Raw genomic sequence first — 26,784 nt, forward strand, 5'->3', positions numbered from 1 at the left:
TGTGATGTCAACTTAGTCAATCAGTCAGCTGGTTGCAGGGGTTTTATTTTCGGGGTTTACAATGACCGCTCTCTCTTGTTTTAAGGCCTACGATATCCGTGGCCGCATGCCTGATGAATTGAATGAAGATATTGCCTGGCGCATTGGCCGGGCTACTGCTGAATATTTAAAGCCCAAGACTGTCGTTGTGGGTGGTGATATTCGCTTATCTACACCTGAGCTTAAAGCCGCTCTTAGTGATGGGCTGCGAGCCGGTGGTGTGGATGTGATTGATATTGGCCTGTGCGGTACCGAGGAGGTCTATTTTGCTACTGCGCATCTGCAGGCGGATGGGGGCATTATGGTTACGGCCAGCCATAACCCGAAAGATTATAACGGGATGAAGCTGGTGCGGGAGGAGAGTAAGCCGATTTCCGGGGATACCGGGTTGCGGGAAATTCAGCGGTTGGCTGAAGATTTTTTTGCACCACAAAGGCACAAAGAACACAAAGGAAAAGATAAGATTTTAATGGGTGGTTATCGGGAAGTTTCTAATTTGTCGGCTTATGTGGATCATATTCTTGGGTATATTAATCTTGCGGAATTGAAGCCTTTGAAACTGGTGGTGAATGCCGGTAATGGGGCTGCAGGGCATGTGATTGATGCTATTGAAGAGCGGTTTAAGGCAGCCTCTGTGCCGGTGGAGTTTGTGAAGATTCATCATGAGCCGGATGGGAATTTTCCCCATGGGATTCCTAATCCGCTGTTACACGACTGTCGGCAGACAACTGTGGACGCGGTGCTTGAGCATAACACTGATATGGGCATTGCCTGGGATGGGGATTTTGACCGGTGTTTCCTGTTTGATGAGAAAGGCCAGTTTATTGAGGGGTATTATATTGTCGGGCTGCTGGGTGAGGCGTTTCTGGCGCATTATCCTGGGGCGAAGATTATTCATGATCCCCGGTTGACCTGGAATACTATTGACCAGGTTTCTGCAGCGGGTGGTGTGCCGGTGTTGTGTAAAACCGGTCATGCTTTTATCAAGGAGCGCATGCGGGAAGAAGATGCGGTGTATGGCGGTGAGATGAGTGCCCATCATTATTTCCGTGACTTTGCCTACTGTGACTCCGGGATGATTCCCTGGTTGCTGGTAACGGAGTTAATGTCCCATAAGGGTAAGAAGCTTTCTGAACTGGTGGCCGAACGCATTGCTTTGTTCCCATCTTCTGGTGAGATCAACAGTACATTGGATGCCCCTCAGGCGGCTATTGACCGGATTCTGGCGATTTATGAACAGGATGCGGTGGCTGTGGACCATACCGATGGGATCTCACTGGATATGGGGGAGTGGCGGTTTAACCTGCGGCTTTCTAACACTGAACCGGTGATTCGGCTGAATGTGGAGAGCCGGGGGGATGTGCCGCTGATGGAAGCGAAAACTTCTGAACTGTTGAGTTTGATTCGGCAGTGATTTGGCACCACAAAGGCACAAAGAAGAGCAAAGGCAAAAGACTGGTAAGAGCAAAGCTCTTACAGAAAAATGCTTTTCCTTTGTGCTCTTTGTGCCTTTGTGGTGCAAAAAAAGGACCCAAGATTTGGTAAGGATTTTAGCGGTTGGCTGGCTGGCCTTTTTGGTGATTCTTTCCGCCAGCAAAAGCCTCGGCTATGGCCACTGGGCCTGGGGCAGTATTGAGCGTTTTCTGGGTGGCAATCTGCAGATGCATTTTCTGATGGCCTTTATACTTTCGGTGCTGGCCCACTTGGCCAGCTCAGGGTTCTGGCACCGGGGCTGGTTGTTACTGTTGTTGGTGATTGGCTGTGCCCTGGATGAAAGTTTGCAGTTTGTTTTGCCATTGCGTAGCTTTAATCCGCTGGATTTTCTGGTGACCTGTGCCGGGTTGTTGCTGGCTGCTTTGCCCTTTCTGGTTTCGCAGTTTCGGTTGGTTAAAAGCGGTTGAACCACAAAGACACGAAGGCACAAAGGAAGACTTTTTCTTTTGTTTGTTGCGCGTAGCGCAGTCAACCCCATAAAAACTTTGTGTCTTTGTGCCTTTGTGGTGAAAAAAAAGATGGATTTTATGTAGATGCCTACCTCGTTATTATCAGGCCGATCGCGGCTTCCCCTGATCTCCCTGGTCATTATGGATGTTGCCATTGCCTTTGGATGTGCAGAGCTTTCGGAATATGTCCGCTTTGGAGACCATGCCACTCACTACCTTAACCTGATGTATATGCAGGCTTTGCTGGTTGTGGTGTTTTCGTTTTTATGCGATGTGTATGCCCCATGGCGGGGGCGGAGGATCAGTGAACGAATAGCCAAGGTATTTATTGCCTGGTGTCTGTCGTTTGTTGCCCTGGTGGCGTTTCTGGTGATGACCAAAAGCACCGAACAGTATTCCCGGGTATGGCTGGGTATCTGGATTGGTACTACTATCCCCATGGCGTTAGTATTGCGGTTTGCGCTTTACCAGCTACTCAGGGTTTTCCGTCGCCGTGGCCGCAATACCCGCCATGTGCTGGTGATTGGCGATGGCCGTAACTTTGCAGCCATGCGCCAATACTTCTCCAAAGACAACGGCTACGGTTACCGGATGCAGCATATTATCAAGCATGATAATAATGCGCAGGCACTGGCGGAGCTGGAGCAGTATCTGGCTAAGGATGAAACTTTTGATGAGTGCTGGCTCTGCATACCCTTTAACAAAAACTCTATTTTACAGCCGGTGATGTTTGCCCTGCGCCACAGTACTGCCAATATCCGTTATATGCCGGGGCTGCAAGATCTGCCGCTGCTGAACCATACCATTACCAAAATTGGTGAATTTTATTCCCTGGATATCAGCTGTTCACCTATGGACAGCATTAATGCCATTATCAAACGGGTGTCGGATATTGTGATTGGCAGCCTGATTCTGCTGTTGATTTCGCCGGTCATGATTGGTGTGGCTATTGCGGTGAAACTATCGTCACCGGGGCCAGTGTTTTTCAAGCAGTTCAGGCATGGTGCTGCTGGGCAGCAGGTGAAGGTTTATAAGTTCCGCAGTATGAAGGTGCACCAGGAAGGCGAAGGCAAGGTGACCCAGGCCACTAAAGGTGATCCACGGGTGACAAAGGTGGGGGCTTTTATTCGCCGTACCAGTCTGGATGAGTTGCCACAGTTTATTAATGTTTTGCAGGGGCGGATGTCTATTGTTGGGCCCCGGCCTCATGCGCTGGCACATAACGAGTATTACAAGGATCTGGTGGAATCTTATATGAAGCGGCATAAGGTAAAACCGGGCATTACCGGGCTGGCCCAGGTGCGGGGCTTCAGAGGCGAGACCGACACACTGGAGAAAATGGAACGCCGGGTGGAGTGTGACCTGGAATATATCAATAACTGGTCGCTGTGGCTGGATATCAAGATCATTATTGGCACCGTATTCAAAGGGTTTATGAACCCGAACGCTTATTAAAAGACTTTTTTGAACCACAAAGGCACAAAGACACAAAGGAAGACTTTCTTTTGTTTGCAGCGCGTAGCGCTGGCAAACCCAAAAAACCTTTGTGTCTTTGTGCCTTTGTGGTGAAAAAGCTTTTAATTCACAACCCGCACCACACCCTGCTTTAAAACAGGTTCATTAAAGTTAATCAGCAACCCAAGCCAACGTTTTTTCAGTTTGAGATAGGTGAGTAACTGTGCCTTATGGATCGGCAGTACCTTTTCTACCGCTTTCAGTTCCACAATAACGAGGTCATTCACCAACAGGTCGAGCTTATAATCAGTTCCCAGACTCTGCCCTTTGTAGATAACGGGTACTGGCTCCTGATTTTTTAGCTCCAGACCTTTTTGTTCAAGCTCAAATATAAGCGCCCGCTCATACGTATTTTCCAATAACCCGGGGCCAAGATGCCGGTGAACTTCAATGGCAGCGCCAATGATTACCGACGATAGTTGATCAGACTCTTCCTTCATATTAATTCTCATATTTATTAGTTCGAAAGGCCAAATATAGAAAACCTTTGTGTCTTTGTGCCTTTGTGGTTCAAAAAAATGAAAAAAACTCTGTTCTGGCCGCTGTTGGCGGTGATGTTCTGGTTGCCGTTACCTGAAGGCAGCAAGCCCCCTTGGGCCATGGGGATTTTGATGATGCTGGTCTATGGGCTGGCACTGTTCTGGTTGCTGGGTTATGCCCGGAACCGGCTGCCGGTAACCCTCGCTTTTCAAAAGGCCCGATGGATCCACCTCGGGTTTATTCTGGTCACCAGTTGGCTTTTTATACAACAGCTGCCATTACCTGCGGACTGGGTAAAGGCACTCTCCCCCCATGCCTGGGATATTCATTCTCAGGCTTATCTGGCACTGGGCTTGCCACTGCCAGAATTGCTTCCCCTCTCTATTGATCCTTTTGCCACGCTGATGACGGCCTTGCTGACGCTGGCTTACTATCTGCTGTTTTGCCTGTGCCTGCTACTGATCGACAGGCCGGAGAAGCTTCGGGCTTTTGCCTGGGTGTTGGTGGTGGCCGGTGTGTTTCAGGCGGTGTTTGGTTCGTTAAGTACGCTTTCGGGTCTGGAGGTTTTGCTGTTCCGGGATAAGCCTTCTTACTTCGGTGTCGCCAGTGGTACTTTTGTCAACCGCAATAGCTTTGCCGGTTGCCTGGAGATGACCCTGGCCGCAGGGATGGGGTTGCTGATTGCCCAGCTAAATGAGCGTGCTTCCCAAAGCTGGCAGGAGTGGCTGCATCGTACCCTGAAAACCCTGATGAGCAATAAGGTGATCCTCCGCACAGGGCTGGCCATTATGGTGATTGGTCTGGTGCTCTCCCGTTCCCGTATGGGCAATACGGCGTTTTTCTCCAGTTTGATGATTACCGGCTTGTTGTACGTGATCTGTCGTAAGCAGCTGAGCCGGGGGATGGTGGTGCTGTTTGTCAGTTTGCTGGTGATTGATACCGCTATTGTCAGCCAGTGGTTTGGGCTTGAGAAAGTGGTGGAGCGGATTGAGCAGACTTCGCTGGAACGGGAGACCCGGCCTAATGTCTCGGAAGTGACATTGGATGCTATTGGTGATTATGGGTTGACCGGCACCGGTGGTGGCTCGTTCTACACGACGCTGCCTGCTTATCATGATGGCAGTTGGAAGGGGTATTACGATCTGGCTCATAATGATTTTCTGCAGTTTCCGCTGGAGTTTGGTTTGCCTGTTTATGGGATTCTGGCGTTGATGGTGCTGGCGGCAGCCTGGCATGCCATTGTGGCTATGCGGCAGCGGCGGAACCGGTTGATGGTCGGGATGGGCTTTACTGCGTTTATGGGGATTCTGGCCATTATGATTCACTCATCGGTGGATTTTAATCTGCAGGTTCCTTCTAACTCAGCTTATTTTGTCTGCATGATGGCGTTGGGGGTGCTGGCGCGATATTTGCCGACAGTGGGTAAAGTGCGTCGGTAAAAGATTTTTTTCACCACAAAGGCACAAAGACACAAAGGAAGACTTTCTTTTGTTTGCAGCGCGTAGCGCTGGCAAACCTAAAAACTTTGTGTCTTTGTGCCTTTGTGGTGAATAGCTTTTAAGTCTTGTAGCCACCGTTTTCAGTGGCTGAACGCAATGTCTCCGACTGACTGGCAGCTATCCAACAGGTACTTTTGTGAGGTATCAATTACCGCCAGGTCATCCAGGGTATTACGACCCAGAAGAATACTCTGGGGAAAGTTCGAGCGGGAGGTAAGGCTGAATTCTGTGGTGGTTTTGATATTGCCCAGTTCAATGGTGGCTTCGATCACTGGCCGTCGCTGTGGTTTCCCAGTATGGGTTTGTACACGGATATACCGTTTAACGGGTTTGAGCAGGGTCACTTCCCGGCCATGGCCGCCTCGCTCTGTCATGATTTTAAACCTTACCCAGTGGGGATTAGTGCCTAAGGTTTCGAATGTTATATCCCTGGCATCCATAGAGGATGTGGTGGAGCCGGAGTCAATCAATGCCGACAGTTGGGTATCAAACTGATGGTCAATACGGGTTACGGTTTCCAGATGACCCACCAGGTATCGTTTGCCAATATTGCACTGTTCCGGAGAGCTGGCCGAAAGGGGCGGAGACAGTAACGGGAATAACAGCATCAGCATTAGTAAAAGAAAACCAGCTGCAGAGCGCAGCCCGGGAGAATACAACATCTCTTCCTCCATGAAGGTACTACTTCTTTTAACCTTTCCTTAACTGTATTCGTGGAGGATGGTGTTGCCGGGCGGCGCTGACCAGAGGTATTAAATGGCGATATACCCCGTTATTTCCTGTCAGGGCTTTGGCGTTGGGTGATTGTTTTTGGATAACTGCGCCTGAAAAGACCGCTTCCTGCCGCCCGCTTCCCGTAAAAGCCTCAATCTTATCTTTTTCGGGAAGCGGGAAGCGGGCAGCGTTTTTTTTATTACTCTTTCCAGGATAAATTAAGCTTGCGTTGCTTATCGGCACAGTCTTTAAGGTAAAGGTTAATCAGGCTTTGATAAGGCATACCCAACTCTTCAGACAAGGTTTTGAAGTAGTCGATGGCGTCCTCATCAACACGGATAGTGATCTGTTTTTTCAGCTTTTTTGCATAGGGATTTTTCACCCCCTTGCTGAAGTCATACTCGTCTCTCATGGGTTATCTCCCTTTATAGGTAGCTGTTTCTGTTTTAGTGGCGCGTCTCGCTGAAATGATTCGGATGGTTTCCGGTTCACTCCGGTAGCAATGACATACCACCAACATGTTCAGGCTGGCACTTAAACCCAGTAGAACGAAACGGTCTTCCTCTTCTGAGTGGTCGGGATCATTGATCAGCAAGGCATTGTTATCTGAGAACACCGATTTTGCTTCCTCGAAGCTGATGCCGTGCTTTGCAAGGTTTTTCCGGGATTTTTCCGGATGCCATTCGAAAGTAAAAGTACTCACCCTTACAGTGTAACTACGATGTAGTGTATTTCAAGGCGCTATTTTGATTGATATTCATAACCATATTATCCCCTCAATTGATGACGGCCCCGACACCCTGGAGCAATCCCTGGAACTGCTGCGGATAGCCGAAGCCAATGATATCCAGCGGATGGTCTGTACGCCCCATATGCATCCCGGTCGTTACGACAACGATATCAACACTATTGCCCCCGCCTTTGATGTGCTGGTTGGCCATGTCCAGCAAGCTGGTATTGGTGTTCAGCTGGCCATGGGGGCGGAAGTGCGCTTTAGCGATGAGCTGATGTTTCAGTTGCGGCAGAAACTGATCCCAATGATTGGTAAGTGGGACGGTTACGAGTGCCTGCTGTTGGAAATGCCCCATGGCAATATTCCGATGGGTATTGAACCAATGCTGGAATGGCTGGATCGCCAGCAGGTGCGGGTAGTGATTGCTCACCCGGAAAGGAATAAAGAGTTGATGGCATACCCGGAGCGGATCTTTCCGTTGGTAGAGCGGGGTGCATTGCTGCAGGTGACCGCCGGTTGTATTCCCGGCTTTTTTGGTGAGAAGGCCCAGAACACTGCCCGCTGGTTACTGGACCATGAGCTGGTGCAGTTTGTGGCTTCGGATGCTCATCATGCCAAGCGAAGACCTCCGGCTATGAAAGCTGCGACGGAGGTGCTGGATGAGTGGTATGGGAAAGCGGTTCGGGATCAGTTGACGCTGACCAATCCGGATCTGCTGACCTTTTCGCTTTTTAGTGGCTGATGGATTTTTTTTGAACCACAAAGGCACAAAGACACAAAGGAAAAGCGTTTTTTTGTAAGCGCTTTGCTCTTACCAGTCTTTTGCTCTTCTTCGTGCCTTTGTGCCTTTGTGGTGAAAAAGCTTTTAAAGGGAATCACGCACGGTGTACAAGAGATGGTTGATGGTTCTGCCAGGGATAGTTCTGCTGGCAGCGGCCTTTAATACGGCATGGAATCTGGTGCAATCGGAAGTCTGGCGCTCCCAGACCGAAGTTTTTCTTAATCACTGGGAAACGGAAACAAACGAAGATGCCGGGTTTACAGTGGATAAAGAAGAGTGGCAATTGACTCTCGCCGGTGCCGATAATGCCCTGGAAAATATGCCGGGCTCTCCCGATTTGCAGATGCTGCGAGCCAAGGTGCTGGACCGTGGAGTAAAAAACGGCTGGTCAGTCACCGACTCAGGGGAACCAATGGAACTGGATGCCTGGCAGCAGGCCATCGTATTAAGACCCGGCTGGCCCTACAGCTGGAGCAGTTATGCCCTGGCCCGTGCACAACGTTCGTTAATTGATCAACCATTTGAACTAGCTTTAGTCCGTGCCGACCAGCTCGGCCCCTGGGAACAGCAGGTAATGGAAAACGCCACCATCCTCGGCAGGTATTATCGCGGATGGTTAAACGAACCGCTTCAGCATATGCTCGACCAGAGCCAGCAACGGCTGACGAAGATTTATCCATACCGGGCCAAGCAAATAGAAAGGCAATATCCGCTGCCTTAAAGCATTGGCACCACAAAGGCACTAAGAACACAAAGGAAAAGACAAGAAAAGCTTTTCTTTGTGTTCTTTGTGCCTTTGTGGTTCAAAAAAAATCTATCAACCACCCAAGTACACCTCATGCTTAAAAAATGCCTTTTCCCCGCCGCCGGTTACGGCACCCGCTTTCTCCCAGCCACCAAAAGCATGCCCAAAGAGATGATGCCGGTGGTTTCCAAACCGCTGATTGAATACGGGGTTGAAGAAGCCCTGGAAGCGAATCTGGCTGATATCTGCATGGTGACGGGCCGGGGCAAGCGTGCCCTGGAAGACCACTTCGATGCCAACTATGAGCTGGAACACCAGATTGCCGGTAGCGATAAGGAATCGCTGCTCACCAATATACGTCAGCTGATTGATGAATGTACTTTCTCCTACACCCGTCAGCGGGAGATGAAAGGATTGGGCCATGCCATTCTTTCCGGCGAATCCCTGATCGGTGAACAACCCTTTGGTGTGGTGCTGGCGGATGATCTGTGCATTAACCCGGATGGCCCCGGTGTACTGGCGCAAATGGCCCAACTCTACAAACAGTTTCGCTGCTCCATTGTAGCGGTAATGGAAGTGCCGGAAGATCAAGTGCATAAGTACGGCTTGATTGCCGGGCAAACCATTTCCGATGACCTGATCCGTGTGGAAAATATGGTGGAAAAACCTGCCAGGGAAGATGCGCCCAGTAACCTGGCCATTATTGGCCGCTACATCCTGACTCCGGATATTTTTGACCTGATCAGAGACATCAAACCCGGCAAGGGCGGCGAGATCCAGATCACCGATGCCCTGATGGCCAGGCTCAGCGTGGTTGTGTGCTGGCTTATAAATTCAAGGGAAGACGGTTTGACTGTGGCAGTATTGAAGGTTTTATCGAAGCGACCAACTATTGCTACGATAAACTTTATGCTCGTTGAACAATCAGTAAAAGCCTGGTTGAACCAGCGGGTTACCCACCTGCTCACTATTCCCGCCTTCGCTCGGCAAGCGCTGTTCTTTATTGCTCTGGCCTTTACCTTCTTTATGTCGGTTATCCCCAGCGAGGCGGACCCTACGGCATTGATCAATGATAAACTCAAACACGCCATCACCTTTATGGTGCTCTTTGCCCTGTTTGATCTGGCCTGGCCGAAACAGCCAGCCGCCTGGTGGAAGCTACTATGTCTGCTGGCTTTTGGGGGACTGATTGAAGTGTGCCAGAAGATGACAGGCTACCGGAGCTTCAGTATTGGGGATATTCTGGCCGATGGAGCAGGGCTTTTGGGCTACCTTGGGTTGTGGGTCTTGTATCCGGGAAACTATTGAAAGGTGATTTTAAGTTACCGAAACCGACAGTCACCAGTGGCTGCCTTTCCGGCTGTTTTTATCAGAAGGGAAAAATGTAATGCAATATGACCGCAATGAAGAGTTCAACTACGATGCAGTCGAAGAAGTAGAGGAATAAAAGAGAAGTTCATGACCACGACTCACACCATCCCCGAAGCCCCATCCATCACTAATGAACGATAGTACATCGAGTGGTTTGTGCAATACAGTGACAAGCTGGCAGAGCTGAGAAACCTGGCAGGCCGTTATGCTGAGGGTGAGCGGCTGGAGGCTTTTGTCGCAGAACATACTGAGCGAGGCATGAGTCTGCTGGAAATGCACCCTAACCCGGGCTCGTTGTTTGAACGGGTCTCATTTATGTCGGAAGACACCTGGGCAAAATTGAAGAAGGTGCTGGCAGAATATGGCGGGCTGGCAAACTGCCCTGAGCCCCAGAGGGTTTTCTTGGTTGGGCTGGTGATTCATATCATGATTGGGGTGGAGGTGTTGGAGAAGAAGTATCAGCATCCTGAGGCGGGGCGTTTGGTGCCGGATATTTAACAGCCATTCGTCCTACAATATCCTTTGTCGAATCGACAATGTATTCAACAATCTCTTTCTTATCTATGCCAGGCTTCAACTCAATTCCAACTGAGTTTTGATAATGGGTTGGAAAATTTTAACTTCATTCTTATTTTTAATGCTCTAGCTCTCATCCTCTGGATGGGTTTGCTTCCTTACTACTTCTTCGTATCCAACTCCCAGTAATCCATAATCCGCACTCGCCCGATGGTCTGCATATCCGGCGCACGGGTGTTCGTCTGATCCAGTCCTTTATAACTGATCAGAAAACTGCACAACTGCTGTTTACCATTCACTTCACGCTGGGCCAGAAACATACCGGGCCCTGGTCGTAACTCCCGCTCTACCACCAACAGGGTGAAACCGGTAAAACACTCGATGGTTTCCGGCACATAGTAATACTCGTAGAGTTTCTTATCCCGGGGCTTGTGCTGCTGACTGGCAAATACATCCGGCACACGAGCCGCCACTTCATACCAATCCCCTTCCGGTGGTACCACAGTGACGTGAGTCAGCATGGTTGGGTGAGCCAGTGGCTCTTTGGTGGTTTCCGGTTCCGGGTCGTAAGGATCACCGATGCCGGTGCCCAGCCAGTGGCTGGAGACACCGGTAGCCACCGCCAGCCGTTCCACATATTTGTGCGGATTGTCAATCTTGCCACTGGCCAGGCGGTACATGTAGCTGCGCTCGATGCCCGTCTCACGGGACAGGGCGCTGGCGGTTTTTATTCCCTTCAGTTTCATGGCCGTAGCCAGACGATCGGCAAACGTATTACTCATTATGACTATCCTCTGCCGGTAACAGGCTGGCACCCGATGGCGTTGATTGGGCATCAATACTGATCAGGCTGTAGGTCTTTTTCTCTTCCTGGGTGGCACTGTTAAAGACCATTTTCTCATTGGCAAGCAGGGTGACGGTGTCGCCCATTCGGAATGGTTGTACTGCCTGGTACATTTTTTTGCTGAACCGGACTTTGATCAGTTCGCCTTCTCTATTTCTGATTTGCAGCTTGCCTGCGCTGCTGATCAGCTCGACAATCCCTTCTATTTTCACTTCTACCGGTTCGGTACTGCTGAAACCATCCAGCAGGGTTTCAAGCATCTGAATTTTATCCCGTCGGCCATGCCAGATATGTTTCTGTTCATTGCCGCCGGTCCAGCTGATATCAATTTCGATATGCTTTTGCCGCAGGGCTTTCAGAAATTTCGCCAGCGCATGGGAACTTCTCAGGCCCAGGTTATCAACCTGTTCACTCAGACCCTGGTTCATATCTTGATTGAGCAAGTCAAACAGACCGGACAGACTGTTTTCCAGCAGGCTTACGCCAAACAGGTCAGGTGACGTATCTCCGGTGATATAGAGGCGGGAGGAACCATGCCCAATCTCTGCAAACCGCAGGTTGATAGGTTGGGTTATCTCACTCGGAATCGTACCGGCCAGGTCCTGCCCATGGTGGAGTTTTGCCGCCGCCGCAAACACCAGGCCGGAAAAGTGTTTGGCCAGATTCGCCAACAGATCCAGGGGAACAGAACCGTTGTTTACATCCCCTCCCATCAGACGAAGCTCGATGACTTCCTTTTCGCGCTTTTCTTTTTCGGTGCTCAGCTTGTGGTGGAGGTCATCAATATGCTGCTCTAAAGAGTGGATGCTCAGGGACAGGGCAAAGTTATCCCCTTCTGCTGCGAGCTGATTCTTCTTGCTGTCCAGCAGTGCTTCGGTTTTTTTGATCCGCTTTTCTAAGTAGGCAATGTTCATAATGCTTCCCCAATTCTAATTTTAGGGATTCCTTTGGGTCTGTCGTTTCTGTCTAAACCATAAATCTCCTGCCAGAAGGCATGGTCTTGCTGAAGGTCGGTAACAAAAATAACGTCACATTCATATCGGAGTCTGATCGCCTCATTGCATGCAAAAATATCGAATAAATGTTGCTGTTGATTGGCAGGAAGGGCGTTAATCCCATGTACATCTGCCACCACCAACAGGTCTATATCTTGCGGTCTTTCTTTTTGGGTTGAAAATGAACCATCAATCCAGACCTCCATCGCAACTGGGAAATCTTTTAGGCTATCCAGAAATGCTTTAAACCGGCTTAGAAGATGTGCTCTTCTCGATGGTTCTTCAAATGGGGTGACAAAAATATCGGGCATGTCCGACAGGGTGATGCTGTGCATGCCCGGTGGGAATAGGGGTGGGTAGTTCATGGTGCATTTTGTGTTTTGATTGGGAGGGATTTTGATTTTCAGGGAATGGTGTGGTGCTGACTGTATTGGGAAAGATTCTGAGGCAGGACTTAAATTTTGCATCCACGCACCAAGAAAGACCTGTCACCTTTTCTTCTTTTCCTTCTTACTTGTGGATCAGGTTTCACCCTCCTCGGTGAACCGCCGTATGCGAACCCGCATGTATGGTGGTGAGGGGAGGGCTGGAGAAGGACCAGTCATTACCCGATTTATAAGCCGTGTTTACTACTTGCCAAAGCCATTGAAGCTTTCATCGCTTCAACATTTTCTGCAAGAATGCTAATTTCTATCCCAGACAATAATGCATAATTTGCTGAAAAATCTAACAGCGAATTAATCAAATCTTTATTATGGCTATTCGTAATTGAATTTTGATTATATTTACGACCTAAAAGAGCAGCGCCAGAATGCGTAAAGCTATTAAGTGTTTTCCAATAATGGCCTTTAGGCGTAGCTAATTTACTGCCTTCTGGGGACTTTGTATCAATTTCAGAAACTAGGACTGAAAAAGTTTTTTTGAATTTATCATTTCTCAACTCCTTGAAATCTTTATCTGTTGCACAACGTGAAAACCATAGTCCTTTAACATACGCTTCAAATAGTGGTCTCAAAAGTACACACGCTGAACTAAACAGTTTCTTTTCAACTAATAAAACAATACTACGGTGATGCTCAATAACAGTGGAATGAAAAAGAGATGGAATGAATTTTTTATCATCACCATCTATTTCTAAACCTTCATGACACCTATTAATGTCTACTGATAACTGGTATGAACTTTCTACGTCTATATTCATATTTATCTCTAGGCTTATAACGCCAAATTAAGGGGTACCGTAGGCAACCCCGAGATTTTTTGTTAGGCCTTTTTTGATTCACTTAACTCTATGGCTTTTTCCCTACCTGATAAGCTCAGATTTATGAGATTCTCTTCAAACACATTAATTTCAACCAGACCTTTGTTTTCTAATTGTTTTGAAAGTTTAAGAACTTCCAATTTACTTAAATTGAAATTCTTGTAATTTATAGCTCTTAGATCGAGAAGCTTTATCTGAAAACTTTTCGAGGACTAATATCAACTGAACCTCATCGTTTGAGAGAAAGTTTGATAAGAAAAATCTCTTAAGACTTTTATACGTCTTACTCAAACACTTCCATAGTTTTGGCACAGACCAAAAAATAATAAAAACAAGTGAAAAAATTGCTACTCCTGCAGATGCCGTTTTCCACTTACCCTCAAGCGCAGTAAATACAGAAGGGAAGTAAGTCGGTGCAATTATCAATATTACAGATGTAATAAATGCAGCTGTAGTTAATGTTTTATATGTTTAATTAATTCAACAGTCCATTCCATAAATATTCTCTTAGCTTTACTGTAGAAGCCTAAAGCTAGATTCAGGCTTCTTTTATTTGTTAATAAAAACGTTGAGATAATTCACTAATTCGCATGCACGCTACCGCCCCTCTATTCCATTTCTTAGAGTATTAAGGCAGTTCCGCATTGCACGACAATTGCTACATAGTGTTGCATAGGCGTGAAATAGTACCATCGAACTGTCTACAGTGGTATTTGTTTGCCGGTAGTTTCCATTCCTCATATTTTGCACGTCCTCTACCCCATTCGGTTACCAAACATGTATCTCATATCCTACCTACCAAGGATACAATCCACTTTCAGCACCTAAATGCCGTAACTGTTGGATTTAGCAGAATTTATTGCAATCAAATATATGGCTGGCACGATTTTTAATCTTTTAGAATCAGTATGTTACCAAGAGGTGCTGAAAGTGGGATACAACTAAATTTTTCAGGTTATTCGTGTGAACTTAACCTGTTAAAATTCAGCAAGATAACCAAAAAATGAGAATAATTCATCAGACAACACTATTAGTACACTGTTTAAAATACTGTATACATCCACACCACATTGATGCAATATAGCACTTCAAGGATGCCTGAATCCTTGCCCCAACAACTCATAAAAACAACGGATGTTCCCTATGACTCACACGACATTACGGATCAAAGAAGCAGCGGAGTATCTGCTTTCACAGCTCCACACACTCCAGTTCTCAACCCCTGAAAGCGAACAAACGCTGACTCTGGCCATTGTCATTCTGAGAGCGAAAGCCCGCAAAGAGGGAGGCTCTACGGACTCATCCATGTAACAAGGCAATACTGGTTCACAGGAGGTTGCTGTCCCTGTGCCAATGGATTTATAACGATGATGAAGGAGGGTTATTGGTAACGCTTTACGGCATCGGCTGATAACTGGTTAATCCGCTGGTTCAGCGTATTCATTTTTTGTCGTTTACTATCAGGACTCATCAACCGGTCCTCCATCACCCTTCGCACTTCCTTCCGTAGTTTGCTGATCTCCCGGCTGGTTTTTTGCAGCCCTGCTTTGTTACGGAGCTTTGATGCTGAAGACTGCTCCAGCTTCCTGGCCCGTCCTGTCTCACCGGACTCCTGGTACCGTTTGATACTGGCAGCAATTTCTTCCACATCCTTGTTCATATCATACAGCGCACTGGTGTAACGGTTACTGCTGTTCACTCCGTCCCGAACAAATGCTCCCAGCACCGGATAGTCCCGCTTGTTGCGGCTGGGTAGTGGTGCCGCGCCAGTCGCTTCCCGGGTCAGGGCGTCGGTGGCCATCAGAACATAGCCGCCGAGGGTACCGAAATATCCCTTTAACAGGTGTTCCAGTTTTTTCGGTGATCGCATCCAGTCCGGCGCTTCTTCGGGCAGGTACTGCACCAGCTCTTTCAGAGTGTCGCTGGTGTAGGGATCATACTGTGCTTCCGGCTTCAGGTTCTGTAAACGCATGGGGATTATGGGCTGACCCCGGAACCGGTCACGGTTCTCGGCAATCTCCCAGATCGGTTTGATCGCCTGGGGGATGGGTGTGGACTCCAGCGAAAAAGTACTCATTATCAATGTATAGAGCATATCCTTCGTCCATTTCATATCCTCATTGCCATCGAGGCTCTGGGTGATGATCTCCGGAAGGGTTGCGAAGATGGCACCCACTTCAAAGGGTTTGGGTATCCGGTAATGGCCATCATTACCTTCACCAATCCAGAAGTGGTGGTACATTATCTTGTCGTGGTCTGAGAGTTCCTTATATCGCTCATCGTCTTCGTAGTGCCGCATCAGGGCCCAGGCTACCAGACCATACATCAGGCCACGGCTGATCACAGGCCATGAAAATGATGCTCTGTCCCAATTATCCCCGGGTTTTATGCCTCTCCACAGTCTGTTGATCCCCTGCAGCATACTGTTGAAAAACGGCAGTGACTGCACCAGAAACTGAACGATGGGCCACTGACCGCTGCGGGTAAAGTTCAATACGTCCATGGACTGATAAGCAGCTTCAGCCGGTGATCCACCCTGTTTAATCACCTGCTCATAGATGTGCAGCCGATTGGAGTTCTCAAAGCGAGAACCAAACTGGTGCCACAGGTCAATCAGCTGTCTGGTTCGGCTGAGTACTTTCTGCTGTTCATCCGGTGACAGTTTTTTCCGGATATTACCGGCGTTGACGGTGTAATAACCGCTACCACTGCCGCCACCCATCATCATGGCCCAACGGGTCTCATCGTTTTTCAGGGATTTTCTGAAGCCTCGTACTGCTCCGGCTAATGGGTTCAACGACAGAGCTTTACCATTTACCTCCGGGGCGATATGTATTGCCGTTGAGATGGTATCTTTTAGCAGGTTACGGAGCATAAAATCCGGAACCGACGTTACCGCCTTCGTGAGCACCTTGCGGGGAATACCCCACAGTTTCATCAGGGTGCTGAAGGTTGGCTGCCCCAGGTCCTGAATTGATGCCAGCAGTAGCGGATCGTCCTTAACCAGATAGGTCTGCTGTTTGCCATCCACCGAAACACTGACCGAACCTTCACCCAGTACGGAATACTTTGATAACAGGGCTTTCCAGCGTCTCATCTGCGCTGTTGTCAGATTGGTGTCCTGCTCCATCTCCCTGAGTTTATTAATAACATCGTCGTCTGTTATGCGGATCGCCGTATCGACCTTTTCCAGGGCTCCTACCGCCACGCCATCCTTAACGATGCGTTGCATGGCGATATTCTTGAACGCCGCATCCAGCATGGAACGGGTATTGCGATACATGGCTTCCAGCGGGCTGATCTTCTCCACGCCGCCGGTCAGCTTTTTAATGCCGGACTTCTGGCCTGATAGCCCGCGTTTGGTACGGGGACTGCTCTGCTCTTTTTCTTTCAGATCATGCACCCGGTTGAATGGCAGATAATCGCCGGTATCCCACAGTGTGCGCAGTTCTTTATCCACCAGTCCGGCATCGGTCAGGAAGTCCAGCAAATCATTATTGTGCGCCTGATAATCCGCCTTCACTTTCTCAAAGCGCTGTTTCAATTGTGGTTGGGTTGCTACCCAGTTCTGAATGGTTTTTATCTTATTATCGTCGTATAGGTTCTCACGGTTCTGCTGGCTCAGTTCCTTGCCCAGTTTCAGATCTTCATTGACCTGTTTCATCGCCCGATTCCAGGGCGTACGCCCACCTTGCCAGTCATCCGGCGCTGTGGCATCCAATGCTTCTTTCATGGCCTGCCCCTGAGCCAATAACTGCTCACCTTTGGCTCTGGCTGTCTTGTCTTCATTCATGATACGTCGGGCACGGATGCTACCCATCCAGGTTTCCCAGACTTCCAGTTCGTTGCGTTCGGCAACAGGCTTCAGTAAATCCAGCAGGCCTTTGCTATCGGGCTTTATAATGACACTGCCGTCTTTCAGCATTGGTGTGCCTTTATGCAGCATCACCTCCATGGTGTTGTCCAGATTGCGGGTCAGAAATGCCGCTTTACTGGCAGAGAGCGATGCGTCCAGCAGCTTGCCGTCATTCAGTTGCTTTTCGTTATGCTCAACGGCGGCATACGGGTTAAACAGGCCCTGATTGATCTGGCGCTGAATACGCTGCCAGTCCCACCATGCTTTGAACCGCTCCATGGGGCTTTTGGGCTGAGTAGCACCGTGAATGTGTTTGATCACATCAGCTACATCATCGGGCACATCTTTTAACGCATAGCGAGGGGTGTTACCTGGCTTGTGATCCTGTCCATCCTTGAGTTCGTCCTTTTTCACCGACTTTTTCAAGGCAAAGAGGGGCTGGCCATCCTTCAGCACCGAATCTTTCATCTTGTCAGTAACGGTTACTGACCAGACAGTATCGGGTCGGATGTCGTAAGGATATTCGGAACCACTGAAGTTGATATTGACCGGCTCCAGCTTTGCGCCCCACCTTTTGGTGTATTTCTTCATGTAGTTGGCGAGGCGTTTGTCGTAAAACTCACGCATTCCCTTGGCCTGGTCGCCAATCACTTCATCCAGGTTATTCAGGATGAAGGACTCCCGATGATTCTGAAAAGTCTCATGATCAATAATATACTGAGCGCCCTCCTGATCATGGAAATAGAGCAGGTCACCAATCGGGTCATGAAGGCGCTCACCGTTGGGATCAATGATTTCATAGAAACCGGTGTCCTCATTGAAGGTCACTTCATGGTTATCATTACGCTGCTGTAACTGTTGGCGGATGGTCTCGGTCTCTTCCCTGATTCGTGTCCCCAGCCGATGACCAACATGGGCTTCCAGCTCGGTTTCATCAACCCGATGATTGCGCCGATGGCCGTTTCTGTCCCGAACACGCAGCTCAAAATTTATCACCCTGCCGGAAGCATTAAATTCAGGATTTACTTTCAGCTCGTTGACTACCTGACCAAGACTTGGATATCGCTCCACCTGTTGTGCCGCATTGCTCCAGGCAATCCGGTCAAAGCCTTCCTCAGCGGCATGGCGAATCATCCGTTTCATTACCAGATTGGGCCAGTTCTCTTTCAGTGGGGCATTGGGTACCTGGCGGTAGAAACGGTGTTTGTCGGTATCAAATAGATACTGTCGTTCATCTCTCAGTTCCTTCAGTTGGGCTTCTGCCTCAACCCACTGCTGGAAATAGCTTTCTACGTTCTCAGTAGCAGTGGTCAATTCGTTGTTAAGCTGATCCACCCGGGTCTTATCCTGGTTCTGCTCTGCCTGCTTGATCTGCCGGGTAAGATCATCACGCAGGGCTCCAGCCCTGGCATGTTGCTGACTGAACTCATCTCGCTGTTTAACTATTGATCGTATCTTGTCGTCTACTGCTTTTATTTGAGCATTACGTTGCTCCTGTTCCCGTACCGACTCCGGAGTTCGATAGCCGCTTTCCCGTCCGGCCTGATGCCAATCGCTCTGGACTTCATCAATAAACAGAATCCGTTCATTGCGGCCATGGATGTTTTGATCAAAGGTCTGAAAACGGACATGGGCCAGCACATTTTCCGTTTCTCCCCAATGGCTTTCGTCATAGGCATCCTGCTCCCACCGGGCAAAGGACTGATGCTCACTGACCGCTGCGGCGATGGCGGAGGCCTCGGTGGCATGACCTGTGGTGATAATGGTTTTATTGCCATCGGCATCGAAACGGTAGAGGGTGTAGTCGCTGAACTCTTTACTCCAGCCAACATCGTCCACTTTCATATCAAAGGGCAGCATCCCCTGTGCCAGGTAGCTCGCCTCTTCTTCGGTAATGGGGTTCTGGTTCTTATGGTTCGGGTCGGCGGGGAATATCTGGTTGTTATTTTCCAAAGTCAGGATCAGCTCAGAATAATCTTCGCCACCCTGCATGGCGTATTTACGATACTGAACATCAGACTCATCCCGCAGTTCCGCTTCCAGATCACTGCGGTGGTCAGACTCATAGTCATTTTCCCAGGCTTCCAGCGCGGCATCTTCCTTATCGGAATAGCTGACGTGATCCCGTACCAGCTCCCTGTCGCTCATATTATCGACGCTGTTATTGGCTCGCCATTGGGCTTCTTCGTGCAGGGCAGATTCATTCAGATCGCCATCGTCATGCAGCAGGGCGTCCACCTCATGGTCATCCAGCTCTTCATCTTCAAATCGCTGTTTCAGCTCGTTATAGTGGAAGTCATACTCATCCTCCCGTAAATCCTCCCGCGCTTCTTCCAGGGCATCCCCCAGTTCATCCAGTGAATAGCCGTGCTCGTAATCGCCAATGCGTTCCCGAATAAAATCCCGCTGTTTGTCATAGAGCCGCTCTTCCAGTTCTTCTTCACTGAACTCATCCACGCTCAGGCTTTCGTCAATCCGCACTTCATTCTGCCGGATAAAATCCAGTACCTCGGCTTTGGTCAGTTTTTCGACTTTCTTGTCAGCCAGCCAAAGGTCCAGCCCTATCCACTGGATTTCTTCATCCTGTACGTTGTTGCCTTTTTTGATGGCATTGAGCCAGCTCTGGGCAGGCAGCTTGTCCGATTTCACGGCAGCGGCACTGCGCTCCACGGCAGAGTAGAAAGTAGGCGCACGACCGGCATCGTTATATCGATTGCCTTTCGGTCCTTGTGGACCATTGCTGCCATCACGCTTCAGCTTTCGACGGGCAGCCGCCAGCAGCTCCACCGCATCGGCATCGGTCCACTTGATATTGGGGAACAACCGGCGCAAGGCATTGCGGATCATGCTGACCACTTTGGTCAACAGGCCGTTCTTCGGATCTTTCTCCGCCAGGTGTGCCAGGTATTCCTCGGCAACGATCCGGTTGCCTTCCGCTTCGCTCTTGCCTTCCATCTGCCGGGCGTAGCGTTTGGCCAGTGCCTGCTTCAGCCGGTCGCTCATATCCCGGTGGATTTCATCGAGCACGGTATCCAGCCGCTTGCCCAGCAAACCACGGACGCCTTTATGGCCCACCAGTTCATGGAGGACGGTACGGGTTGCCTCGCCCACATTGTCCAGGTTGGCAGCGATCAGGTAGGTATCGCCCGTGTCCGGGTCAAACAGGCCCCGCACCCGGCCTTGCGCCTTGTCGCTGATGACTTTCTGGTAAAGGTGTGAGGGCAGTTCGGTTTCAGACTGCAATACATGAATGGCCTGACCGAGTTTCTGCTCCAGCGGCTTCAGCTTCAGCCGCAGGGGGCCGGACTGGATGCCTTTGGCGTTGGTGTCTTTGCGCAGGGCGTAGAAGGAGCCTCGCTCGTTCAGGTTAGGGAAGCCTTGTTCAGCGGCTGACTGGTAATCACCCTCCTTGCCGGTAAAGTGATCCAGCACATTAATCCGGTCGCCCCGGTTGAAAAAGTTGATCAGGTTCCGGGTGCCTTTCATGGCCAGTGGCGAACCACTGCTTTTCAGGATGACCGACGAACTGTTGGTGCTGTCCAGTGCCGTCATAATCCGGGCAGCCGCCGGGTTATCCGTGGGGTGTCGCAGGGTCTTCAGGTCGCTGTCCGACAATGGCAGGACGCCGGTGACATTGTATTTGCTGTCCAGCAACACCACGGCATTGCCACTGATCGTATCCAGAAAGGGGCGCACCGTTTCCGGTGAGCTGAAGTTGATGTGAGGCCGGTTAAAGCGCAGTCGCCGTTCGGTAATGGGGAATGCTTTATTGCGAGCCATGCGCTTAGGTGCCACCGCTCCTGTCTGCTCCGTACCATCGGCATCCATAATCCTGGCGTGGCCGGTGATACCCACCACAGCATGACCCATATTCACTACGCCACTGCCGTCCAGCACCTCGTTCAGGCTGTGGGTAATATGCACATCGGAGGTACTTGGCTTAGGATCACCGGACGGATGGTTATGGGCAAACCAGACGCTTTTGGCATCCGGTGTGGCGACCACCGCACCGGCCAGTGTCCAGGGTGACACGGAGGCAGAGGCTTTCTGCCCCTTGCTGTGCTTGATGACATTGATCACCTTGTTATTGCCATCAAGCACAATGGCGTACATTTCCTCCTGCGCCAGCTTGCGGATCGGGGCGATGAAGTGGGCAAGGTCGTCGTGGGTGTGGATGGTGTCGGTGCCTGCCCTTATGGTGCCGGTTTCAACGTGCTTAACCAGAACACGTTGGTTCTCGATGATCTGCTGTTTGCGTTCTTCTCCAGACAGATCAGGGGAGGCGAACAGGTCTTTCTGACCGGCGTCTTCCAGATTAGATTTTTTGCTACGGCGCTTGCGTTCTTCTACTCCGCTTTGTTTTTCGTTGTCTCCGGCTCGGCCCCGTTCGCGCTCCTGCGCTCTGCGGGACTTCCCCCGTCCCTGGGGGGCGTACTCGCCCCCTGGTTCATCAATTTGTCGAAGTCGGATTGTGCGTCCATCTTCATCTTTTGATACTTCTGCATTTCCTTCTTCTGCTCCGGGGTCAACAGATGACCGAATTGCAGATACGATCTTGTCCAGGTTTCCAAGGAGTTCCTTCGATGCCGCTTTGCCGCCGAATCTTTCAGGGTCATTTTCTATTTCCTTTCTCAGTTCACGGGCATTTCTTTTGGCAGGGCTCTCTGTGGCTGCCTTCATCACTTCCTTCGTGACGTTGCCATGATAACAGCCAGCACCACCATACTTGTCGCAGGAGGTACAGTTAAAATCCTTGCCCGGATCAGTAGGGTGCTTGATCTTCTTCCAGCCACCGTCGATGGGGCAGACCCGTTTCATGGCCTCAGTGCCGAGCATCCGGCGCAGGGTGGCCTTGTCTGCCAGTACTTTCTGCCCCTGTTTAATGGGCAGGATAACCAGTATCCGGTCTAAATTGGACCGTATAAGATCAATTCCGTTCTGCTGGCCGTCGAACACCACCGCCAATGACAGGTCAGGATGCTGTGCTGCCAGCTCAAAATTGCTGTTATCGACGGACAATGCCTGCCAGTTCATTTCTGGCACCTGCTTCAGGAATGCCGGGTTCTTGCTGAATATCTGGAGGCGGATACCTTCGTTATTCATCTGCTTGATGAACGGCAGCCATGCCATGGAACCATCGCCCATATCAAACAGCCGCAACGCCTTATCCTGGTAGAACTCGGCAGTGCCTTTGTAGTTAATTGCCGCCAGCTTGGCCGTCCGAACCGGGTTATTCTCCACGGCCCAGTTGACCACTTCTGACTTGATCAGCGGATTACTGAACCGGTAATTACCTTTGGTGGCGTAGCAGAATGAAGCGCAGTCACGGCTGGGCAGACAGTCTACAAAGCTGCCGTTGATGCTGTTGTGGGGTTTACCGGCATGACCCATGATTTCTTCGGAGTGGATGTAGCGCCATAGGCCGTCTTCGCCATGGTTCTTCAGGGCTTTCAGCAGTGAGGCATTATCCTTGTCAGTCAACAGCGACCGGTAATCCACCTCCCGCCCAACCACCAGATCATCAATGGTCTGCCGGATCAATATGGACTGCACGGTCTTCCTTGCCCACGGCGTATCCGCCAGCTTTTTCAGCCGCGCGACAATACCGGCCTTATCCTCCCGGCCATCCAGATACCGCTTGACGGCCGCACGTTCCGCACCGCCCAGACTCTTGATTCCAGGCACCGAGTAGTGGGGCGCATTGCGGGAATTGTATTTACCGCCTTCTTCCTCAATCCCCGCAAAATCATCATCCGTCCATTCATCGCTGTCCAGCGTACCGTCATCAACGGCATCCAGCAGGTCGTTCTACTTCATCCCTTTGGGCTTCTCTGGCAGACTCAGTTGCTCGCCCTGCGGGTTCTCCCGGTTCACCTTTTCCGTGGCTGCCTTGAGCATTTTGAACAGGTCCGGTTTGCCGGGTCGTTTTCGGGTCCTTGATCGGAGTGCTCTTGTCGCCATAGTCTCTCTCCAGTTGTTGGTTGGTCTGGTCGATCAGATCATTCAGCGTAGCCTCTTCGCTGCCAAACATATCCCCACCGGCCTGCCCCTGCTTCTGGAGGTACTGCTCAATCTGGCTGGCCAGCTCAGAGAGTGCCTGCCCCACCTGCTTCGACTTGTTCAGGTTGGCATCAAGCCAGCGGGCGAACAGTTCCGTTTCCGGGCTAAAACTGTCCAGCAGGGAGCGCTGGTCCAGAATCTCGTCCACCGACTGGCCACGGTTGCGGCTGTCTTGCAGGATACGGCTGGCTTCCACCAGTGAATCAATAACACCATAGCCACCGAGCTCAGGATCTATACCTTTGGCCCTGGCAAAGTGCGGTGCCGCCATAGCCAGCGACTTGATCAGGTTCTTCAGGTCCGGCTTGTCGTCCTCGGCAAACAGGCTGTTCAACCGTTCATCATCGTAGGCTTTCATAAACAGGGCCGACTCCACCCGGTCGCGCATCTGTTTATTCCAGTTCCCGTCCTTCGTCTTCAGCTCCCCGGCTTCATCACCGAGCCGGTCAGCGAACCGGGCAAGAAAGGTGTCATTACTGCGGTGCAGCAAATCGCCCGTGCCATCGGTATCGAAGTGGTTAAGGTCTTCCTGGGTAATACGGCTGGCGTCCAGCTTGGCTTTTTCCGCCGGAGACATCGTAGCGGTTTCGGGCTTATTGGCCTCCTTGGTAAAGGATACCCGGTCTTCGGTATCGAGCTTGCCCTGACGCTGGCGCACCAGTACCGGTTCTTTGAAGCCGTCTATAGCCTCCGGCTTCAGACCAAAGGCCTCGGCGTTGTCCTTCAGGTACTGGCGGTAGGCTTCAGCCCGGTCCCCATAAAGGCGGTATGCCTTGCGGATTGCAGACACCCGGCCATTGCCGCTTTCCACCACCCGGTCACTGCCAATGATCGGCGCGCCACTGCTGGCCAGCGGGTTAGCGCCGAGCTTCTTCGGGTTCAGCTTGCTGGCAATGCCCCGGATCTGGGTTTCACTGGCCTGCCTTGCCCGATCCCTCGGTTGCAGTTCTGCCGGGTAGTCCGGGTTGACCCTGCCGGTGTCGTTGTGGCTGGTGATCAGGTCGGACTGTTCATAGAGGGCATACTGCGTGCTGACTTCCCGTTCATCGGCCATCACCGTTTCGTCGGCCTTGCCCAGTACCGGCTTTTTTCCAGAGGGAGTCCCCGACTTCTGCTGCGGGGTGAGCCGCATCCCTTCCTGCTGCTGGCGAGCCTCGATGGCCTGCACTTCCCGTTCAAAACGAATACCTTCCCCGCTTTCTACCATGGCCTTCAGGTTGGCCAATGCCTCTTGCATGGAGGTCGGCGTAAAGCCCCGGCCACCTTTACGGGCTTTCATTTCCAGATTGCGCTGGTTCTCGATCAGTCTGCGGACGCGGCGCTTCTTGCCGGTATCCCCTTTACGCCAGTTGAACGAACGGAACAGGCGGTTCAAGCTGTTCATCCGTTCGGTGTAGCTGGTCAGGTCCTGATCGGGGTCGCCGGTGTACTCCGGGGAGCCAGGGTGCTGGCCGGGAGCCTTGTCGATCTGATCACGGCGACGCTGCTGGCTGTCCTGCTGTACGGCTTCAGCATCGGCAGACACGGTGCCATGGCGGTTGCCGGTAAAGTCGGCTTGCGGATAATGGGGCAGGGCTTGTTGTCGGGGTTCGACTGGCTGAGACTTTTCTCTGGTGACTGTCCGGTTCTTCCAGCGGTTCTTCTCTGGTACCGGCTGCTGCTCCTGTTCAGGCATACCCACAGTGCGGGTATCCATTGGCTGCCTGCGCGGGTACTGGCCCTCCTGCCCCACGGTTCGCCCCTGCCACTGGCTCGGCTGCTCCATGTTGTTAGCAGGGTCGGCAGTCTCTACATAGCGTTGGCCAAACCGTACAGCCTCTGCCGGATTACCGGGTCGGTTGCGCTGCCAAGCTGGCTGGTCATAGTCACTGAAATCTTGTGGACGGGCACCCGGCATATCGGACACACCGCCACCACCGGGAGGATCATTCGGGTTATGGTCATCCCACCCTGTAGGAACTTCCATTTTCGGATCAGGCGGGTGGTACTGCCCGGTCAATGGGTCGGTATAGCCCTGGTGATGCTCCGCCCAGCCTTCCGGTGCGGCCTGTGCTTCGGCTTCGGCCTGCGGCACCTGCTCGCCATGATGCTGCAACCAGCTCTCCAAATTGGCAATGGCCATGGCGTTCTGCCGCAGTTGCTCTGCCAGCATGGTCTGGTCGGCGTTGGGCTCCTGCATCTGGTCTTGCAGGGTCTGGTGCTGACTCATTAAGTCGTTCAGCTTTTCCTGAGTGGCACTGACCTGTTCCGGGTTCCGTACCCGGCCAAGGCCACCCACCAGACCACCCACCGGACCACCGATCACCATCCCGGTCACTGCCTGCCCCAGGGCATTATCCGTCAGGCCAACGTCCTGACCTGCCTGTTGCTGGCCATAGTTCTCCGCCATCTGCTGGCCATAGCCTTCACCGAACTCCTGCGCCCCCTCGGTCAGGAAACCTTTCATGGCGTTGGTGCCACGGCTACCGGCATTTTTCAGAATAATGTTTTCCAGTGCCGGACCGCCGATCCCCATGGACAACGCCCCTACACCAAACCCCGGCAAGAAGGCCGCATTTCCCGCTTCTTCGGCCAGCAGGGCTTTGGCCTGCTCAAAGGGCAGGCGTGTATCGCCCCCCCCCCGGCCTGTTCATAGGTCTGCTGATACAGTTCCTGGAACCGGGGATTGTCTTTCAGGTCCTCATAGCCGAGATTCAGGATGGTATTTTTTGCGCCTTCTGCCGCCGAGCCACCGATCATGGCACCGCCGGTCAGTCCATACCCGGTATGATTGCCTACCTTGTCGATGGTATTGGCCAGCCCCTGTACACCACGGGCTTCGGCCAGTGTTCCCACGCTGGCAGCCCTGCCTGCACCGGCAGCCAGTGCCTTGTTGCCGACACCGGCCAGCGCCTTGCCCCCCAGACTCAAGCCCCGGCCTACGGCACCACCGGGGATCATGGAAGGGATCAGCGAACCCAGACCGGAGACAATGCCCAGACCGGCACCGGCCCACGTACTCTGGTCACTGAAACCAAAACGGCCATCGGGTTGGGTGCCAATATTGAAGCCCTGCAACGCCTGACCGGCAGAGGGAGACATATCATCAATCTGCTGCTCGGCCTTTTTGCGCAACCAGTTAGCCGGGGCATTCTGACCATTGCCACCAAACACCCGGTCAACACCGGACACCAGATCGGCAGAGCCCTGGTAGGCACCGTGTAAAAAGGCATCGCCCATATCACCGAGCACACCGCTGTCCGGGTTGCCCCGTGGCTTGGTGCGCTGGTTAAACTGGAGGTAGGCGTCTACGTAGTGTTCATCCGGTACATGGGGGGCAATATGCTGCTGCCAGTACTGCTGGCGCTGTTGCTCCCGTTCGGCGTCATTGGCCTGCTGGTAGGCGGGCGTCGCAATAAAATCGTGCCAGTTCATAGGGTCGTCCGTGAAGAT

The 26,784-nt window shown here is 51.3% G+C and carries 20 protein-coding genes and 1 pseudogene; 10 read left to right on the plus strand and 11 right to left on the minus strand.

The features are described from left to right. Positions 1-61 precede the first annotated feature (61 nt). The 3 genes from O3276_RS14335 to O3276_RS14345 all read left to right on the plus strand — a co-directional run bounded on the left by O3276_RS14335 (position 62) and on the right by O3276_RS14345 (position 3,437). Positions 62-1,453 (plus strand): phosphohexomutase domain-containing protein, encoded by a 1,392-nt coding sequence (locus O3276_RS14335; protein WP_269671963.1) that lies wholly within the window; start codon positions 62-64, stop codon positions 1,451-1,453. A gap of 124 nt (positions 1,454-1,577) precedes the next feature. After that, positions 1,578-1,940 (plus strand): VanZ family protein, encoded by a 363-nt coding sequence (locus tag O3276_RS14340; RefSeq protein WP_269671964.1) that lies wholly within the window; start codon positions 1,578-1,580, stop codon positions 1,938-1,940. A 126-nt stretch (positions 1,941-2,066) separates the two neighbouring features. After that, positions 2,067-3,437 carry an undecaprenyl-phosphate glucose phosphotransferase gene (locus O3276_RS14345; protein ID WP_269671965.1) on the plus strand — a complete coding sequence of 457 codons (1,371 nt, stop codon included), beginning with the start codon at positions 2,067-2,069 and terminating at the stop codon, positions 3,435-3,437. Between the two features lie 122 nt (positions 3,438-3,559). Here O3276_RS14345 and O3276_RS14350 read toward each other — a convergent pair whose 3' ends face one another. Beyond that, positions 3,560-3,937 carry a GxxExxY protein gene (locus O3276_RS14350; protein WP_269671966.1) on the minus strand — a complete coding sequence of 126 codons (378 nt, stop codon included), beginning with the start codon at positions 3,935-3,937 and terminating at the stop codon, positions 3,560-3,562. A gap of 78 nt (positions 3,938-4,015) precedes the next feature. On the opposite strand from O3276_RS14350, the gene O3276_RS14355 reads away from it, so the two are divergent. Continuing rightward, positions 4,016-5,416, plus strand: a complete 1,401-nt coding sequence (locus O3276_RS14355; protein WP_269671967.1) for an O-antigen ligase family protein — start codon at positions 4,016-4,018, stop codon at positions 5,414-5,416. A 140-nt stretch (positions 5,417-5,556) separates the two neighbouring features. Here O3276_RS14355 and O3276_RS14360 read toward each other — a convergent pair whose 3' ends face one another. The 3 genes from O3276_RS14360 to O3276_RS14370 all read right to left on the minus strand — a co-directional run bounded on the left by O3276_RS14360 (position 5,557) and on the right by O3276_RS14370 (position 6,893). After that, on the minus strand, positions 5,557-6,138 hold the full coding sequence (locus O3276_RS14360) for a putative ATP-dependent zinc protease (RefSeq protein WP_269671968.1): 582 nt from the start codon (positions 6,136-6,138) through the stop codon (positions 5,557-5,559). Between the two features lie 251 nt (positions 6,139-6,389). Next, positions 6,390-6,602, minus strand: coding sequence for a BrnA antitoxin family protein (locus O3276_RS14365; protein ID WP_269671969.1), 213 nt, complete (start codon positions 6,600-6,602; stop codon positions 6,390-6,392). Positions 6,603-6,605: 3 nt separating this feature from the next. Continuing rightward, positions 6,606-6,893, minus strand: coding sequence for a BrnT family toxin (locus tag O3276_RS14370; RefSeq protein WP_269671970.1), 288 nt, complete (start codon positions 6,891-6,893; stop codon positions 6,606-6,608). 43 nt (positions 6,894-6,936) lie between these two features. Here O3276_RS14370 and O3276_RS14375 point away from each other — a divergent pair, with 43 nt between their 5' ends. The 5 genes and pseudogenes from O3276_RS14375 to O3276_RS14395 all read left to right on the plus strand — a co-directional run bounded on the left by O3276_RS14375 (position 6,937) and on the right by O3276_RS14395 (position 10,318). Then, complete coding sequence (locus O3276_RS14375; RefSeq protein ID WP_269671971.1) at positions 6,937-7,665, plus strand: tyrosine-protein phosphatase; 729 nt, start codon at positions 6,937-6,939, stop codon at positions 7,663-7,665. Between the two features lie 160 nt (positions 7,666-7,825). Next, positions 7,826-8,425: a hypothetical protein gene (locus O3276_RS14380; protein WP_269671972.1), complete on the plus strand. Its 600-nt coding sequence runs from the start codon at positions 7,826-7,828 to the stop codon at positions 8,423-8,425. A gap of 117 nt (positions 8,426-8,542) precedes the next feature. Further along, positions 8,543-9,369 (plus strand): annotated as a pseudogene (gene galU, locus O3276_RS14385) (UTP--glucose-1-phosphate uridylyltransferase GalU). A 106-nt stretch (positions 9,370-9,475) separates the two neighbouring features. Then, positions 9,476-9,757 carry a VanZ family protein gene (locus tag O3276_RS14390; RefSeq protein ID WP_269675994.1) on the plus strand — a complete coding sequence of 94 codons (282 nt, stop codon included), beginning with the start codon at positions 9,476-9,478 and terminating at the stop codon, positions 9,755-9,757. Positions 9,758-9,976: 219 nt separating this feature from the next. Continuing rightward, positions 9,977-10,318: a hypothetical protein gene (locus O3276_RS14395; RefSeq protein WP_269671973.1), complete on the plus strand. Its 342-nt coding sequence runs from the start codon at positions 9,977-9,979 to the stop codon at positions 10,316-10,318. A gap of 179 nt (positions 10,319-10,497) precedes the next feature. Here O3276_RS14395 and O3276_RS14400 read toward each other — a convergent pair whose 3' ends face one another. The 4 genes from O3276_RS14400 to O3276_RS14415 form a co-directional block, all read right to left on the minus strand. Then, on the minus strand, positions 10,498-11,118 hold the full coding sequence (locus tag O3276_RS14400; protein ID WP_269671974.1) for a helix-turn-helix domain-containing protein: 621 nt from the start codon (positions 11,116-11,118) through the stop codon (positions 10,498-10,500). Further along, positions 11,111-12,094: a hypothetical protein gene (locus tag O3276_RS14405; protein ID WP_269671975.1), complete on the minus strand. Its 984-nt coding sequence runs from the start codon at positions 12,092-12,094 to the stop codon at positions 11,111-11,113. The genes O3276_RS14400 and O3276_RS14405 overlap by 8 nt, the downstream gene beginning before the upstream one ends. After that, positions 12,091-12,540 (minus strand): DUF6932 family protein, encoded by a 450-nt coding sequence (locus tag O3276_RS14410; RefSeq protein ID WP_269671976.1) that lies wholly within the window; start codon positions 12,538-12,540, stop codon positions 12,091-12,093. Before O3276_RS14410 ends, O3276_RS14405 begins: the two co-directional genes overlap by 4 nt. Positions 12,541-12,788: 248 nt before the next feature. Continuing rightward, on the minus strand, positions 12,789-13,376 hold the full coding sequence (locus tag O3276_RS14415) for a DUF6988 family protein (RefSeq protein ID WP_269671977.1): 588 nt from the start codon (positions 13,374-13,376) through the stop codon (positions 12,789-12,791). Positions 13,377-14,579: 1,203 nt separating this feature from the next. Between O3276_RS14415 and O3276_RS14420 the strand changes: the two genes are divergently transcribed. Beyond that, the gene (locus O3276_RS14420; RefSeq protein WP_269671978.1) at positions 14,580-14,747 is read left to right on the plus strand and encodes a hypothetical protein; all 168 of its coding nucleotides are present in this window, start codon (positions 14,580-14,582) and stop codon (positions 14,745-14,747) included. A gap of 70 nt (positions 14,748-14,817) precedes the next feature. On the opposite strand, the gene O3276_RS14425 is transcribed toward O3276_RS14420, so the two are convergent. The 3 genes from O3276_RS14425 to O3276_RS14435 all read right to left on the minus strand — a co-directional run bounded on the left by O3276_RS14425 (position 14,818) and on the right by O3276_RS14435 (position 26,766). After that, positions 14,818-22,977, minus strand: a complete 8,160-nt coding sequence (locus O3276_RS14425; protein WP_269671979.1) for an LPD38 domain-containing protein — start codon at positions 22,975-22,977, stop codon at positions 14,818-14,820. Between the two features lie 100 nt (positions 22,978-23,077). Continuing rightward, a complete protein-coding gene (locus tag O3276_RS14430) occupies positions 23,078-25,897 on the minus strand; it encodes a hypothetical protein (RefSeq protein ID WP_269671980.1) in 2,820 nt (939 codons plus the stop codon). After that, positions 25,879-26,766 carry a hypothetical protein gene (locus tag O3276_RS14435; protein ID WP_269671981.1) on the minus strand — a complete coding sequence of 296 codons (888 nt, stop codon included), beginning with the start codon at positions 26,764-26,766 and terminating at the stop codon, positions 25,879-25,881. Before O3276_RS14435 ends, O3276_RS14430 begins: the two co-directional genes overlap by 19 nt. Between the last annotated feature and the right edge of the window lie 18 nt (positions 26,767-26,784).

This window comes from Endozoicomonas sp. GU-1 (assembly GCF_027366395.1).
GTDB lineage: Bacteria > Pseudomonadota > Gammaproteobacteria > Pseudomonadales > Endozoicomonadaceae > Endozoicomonas.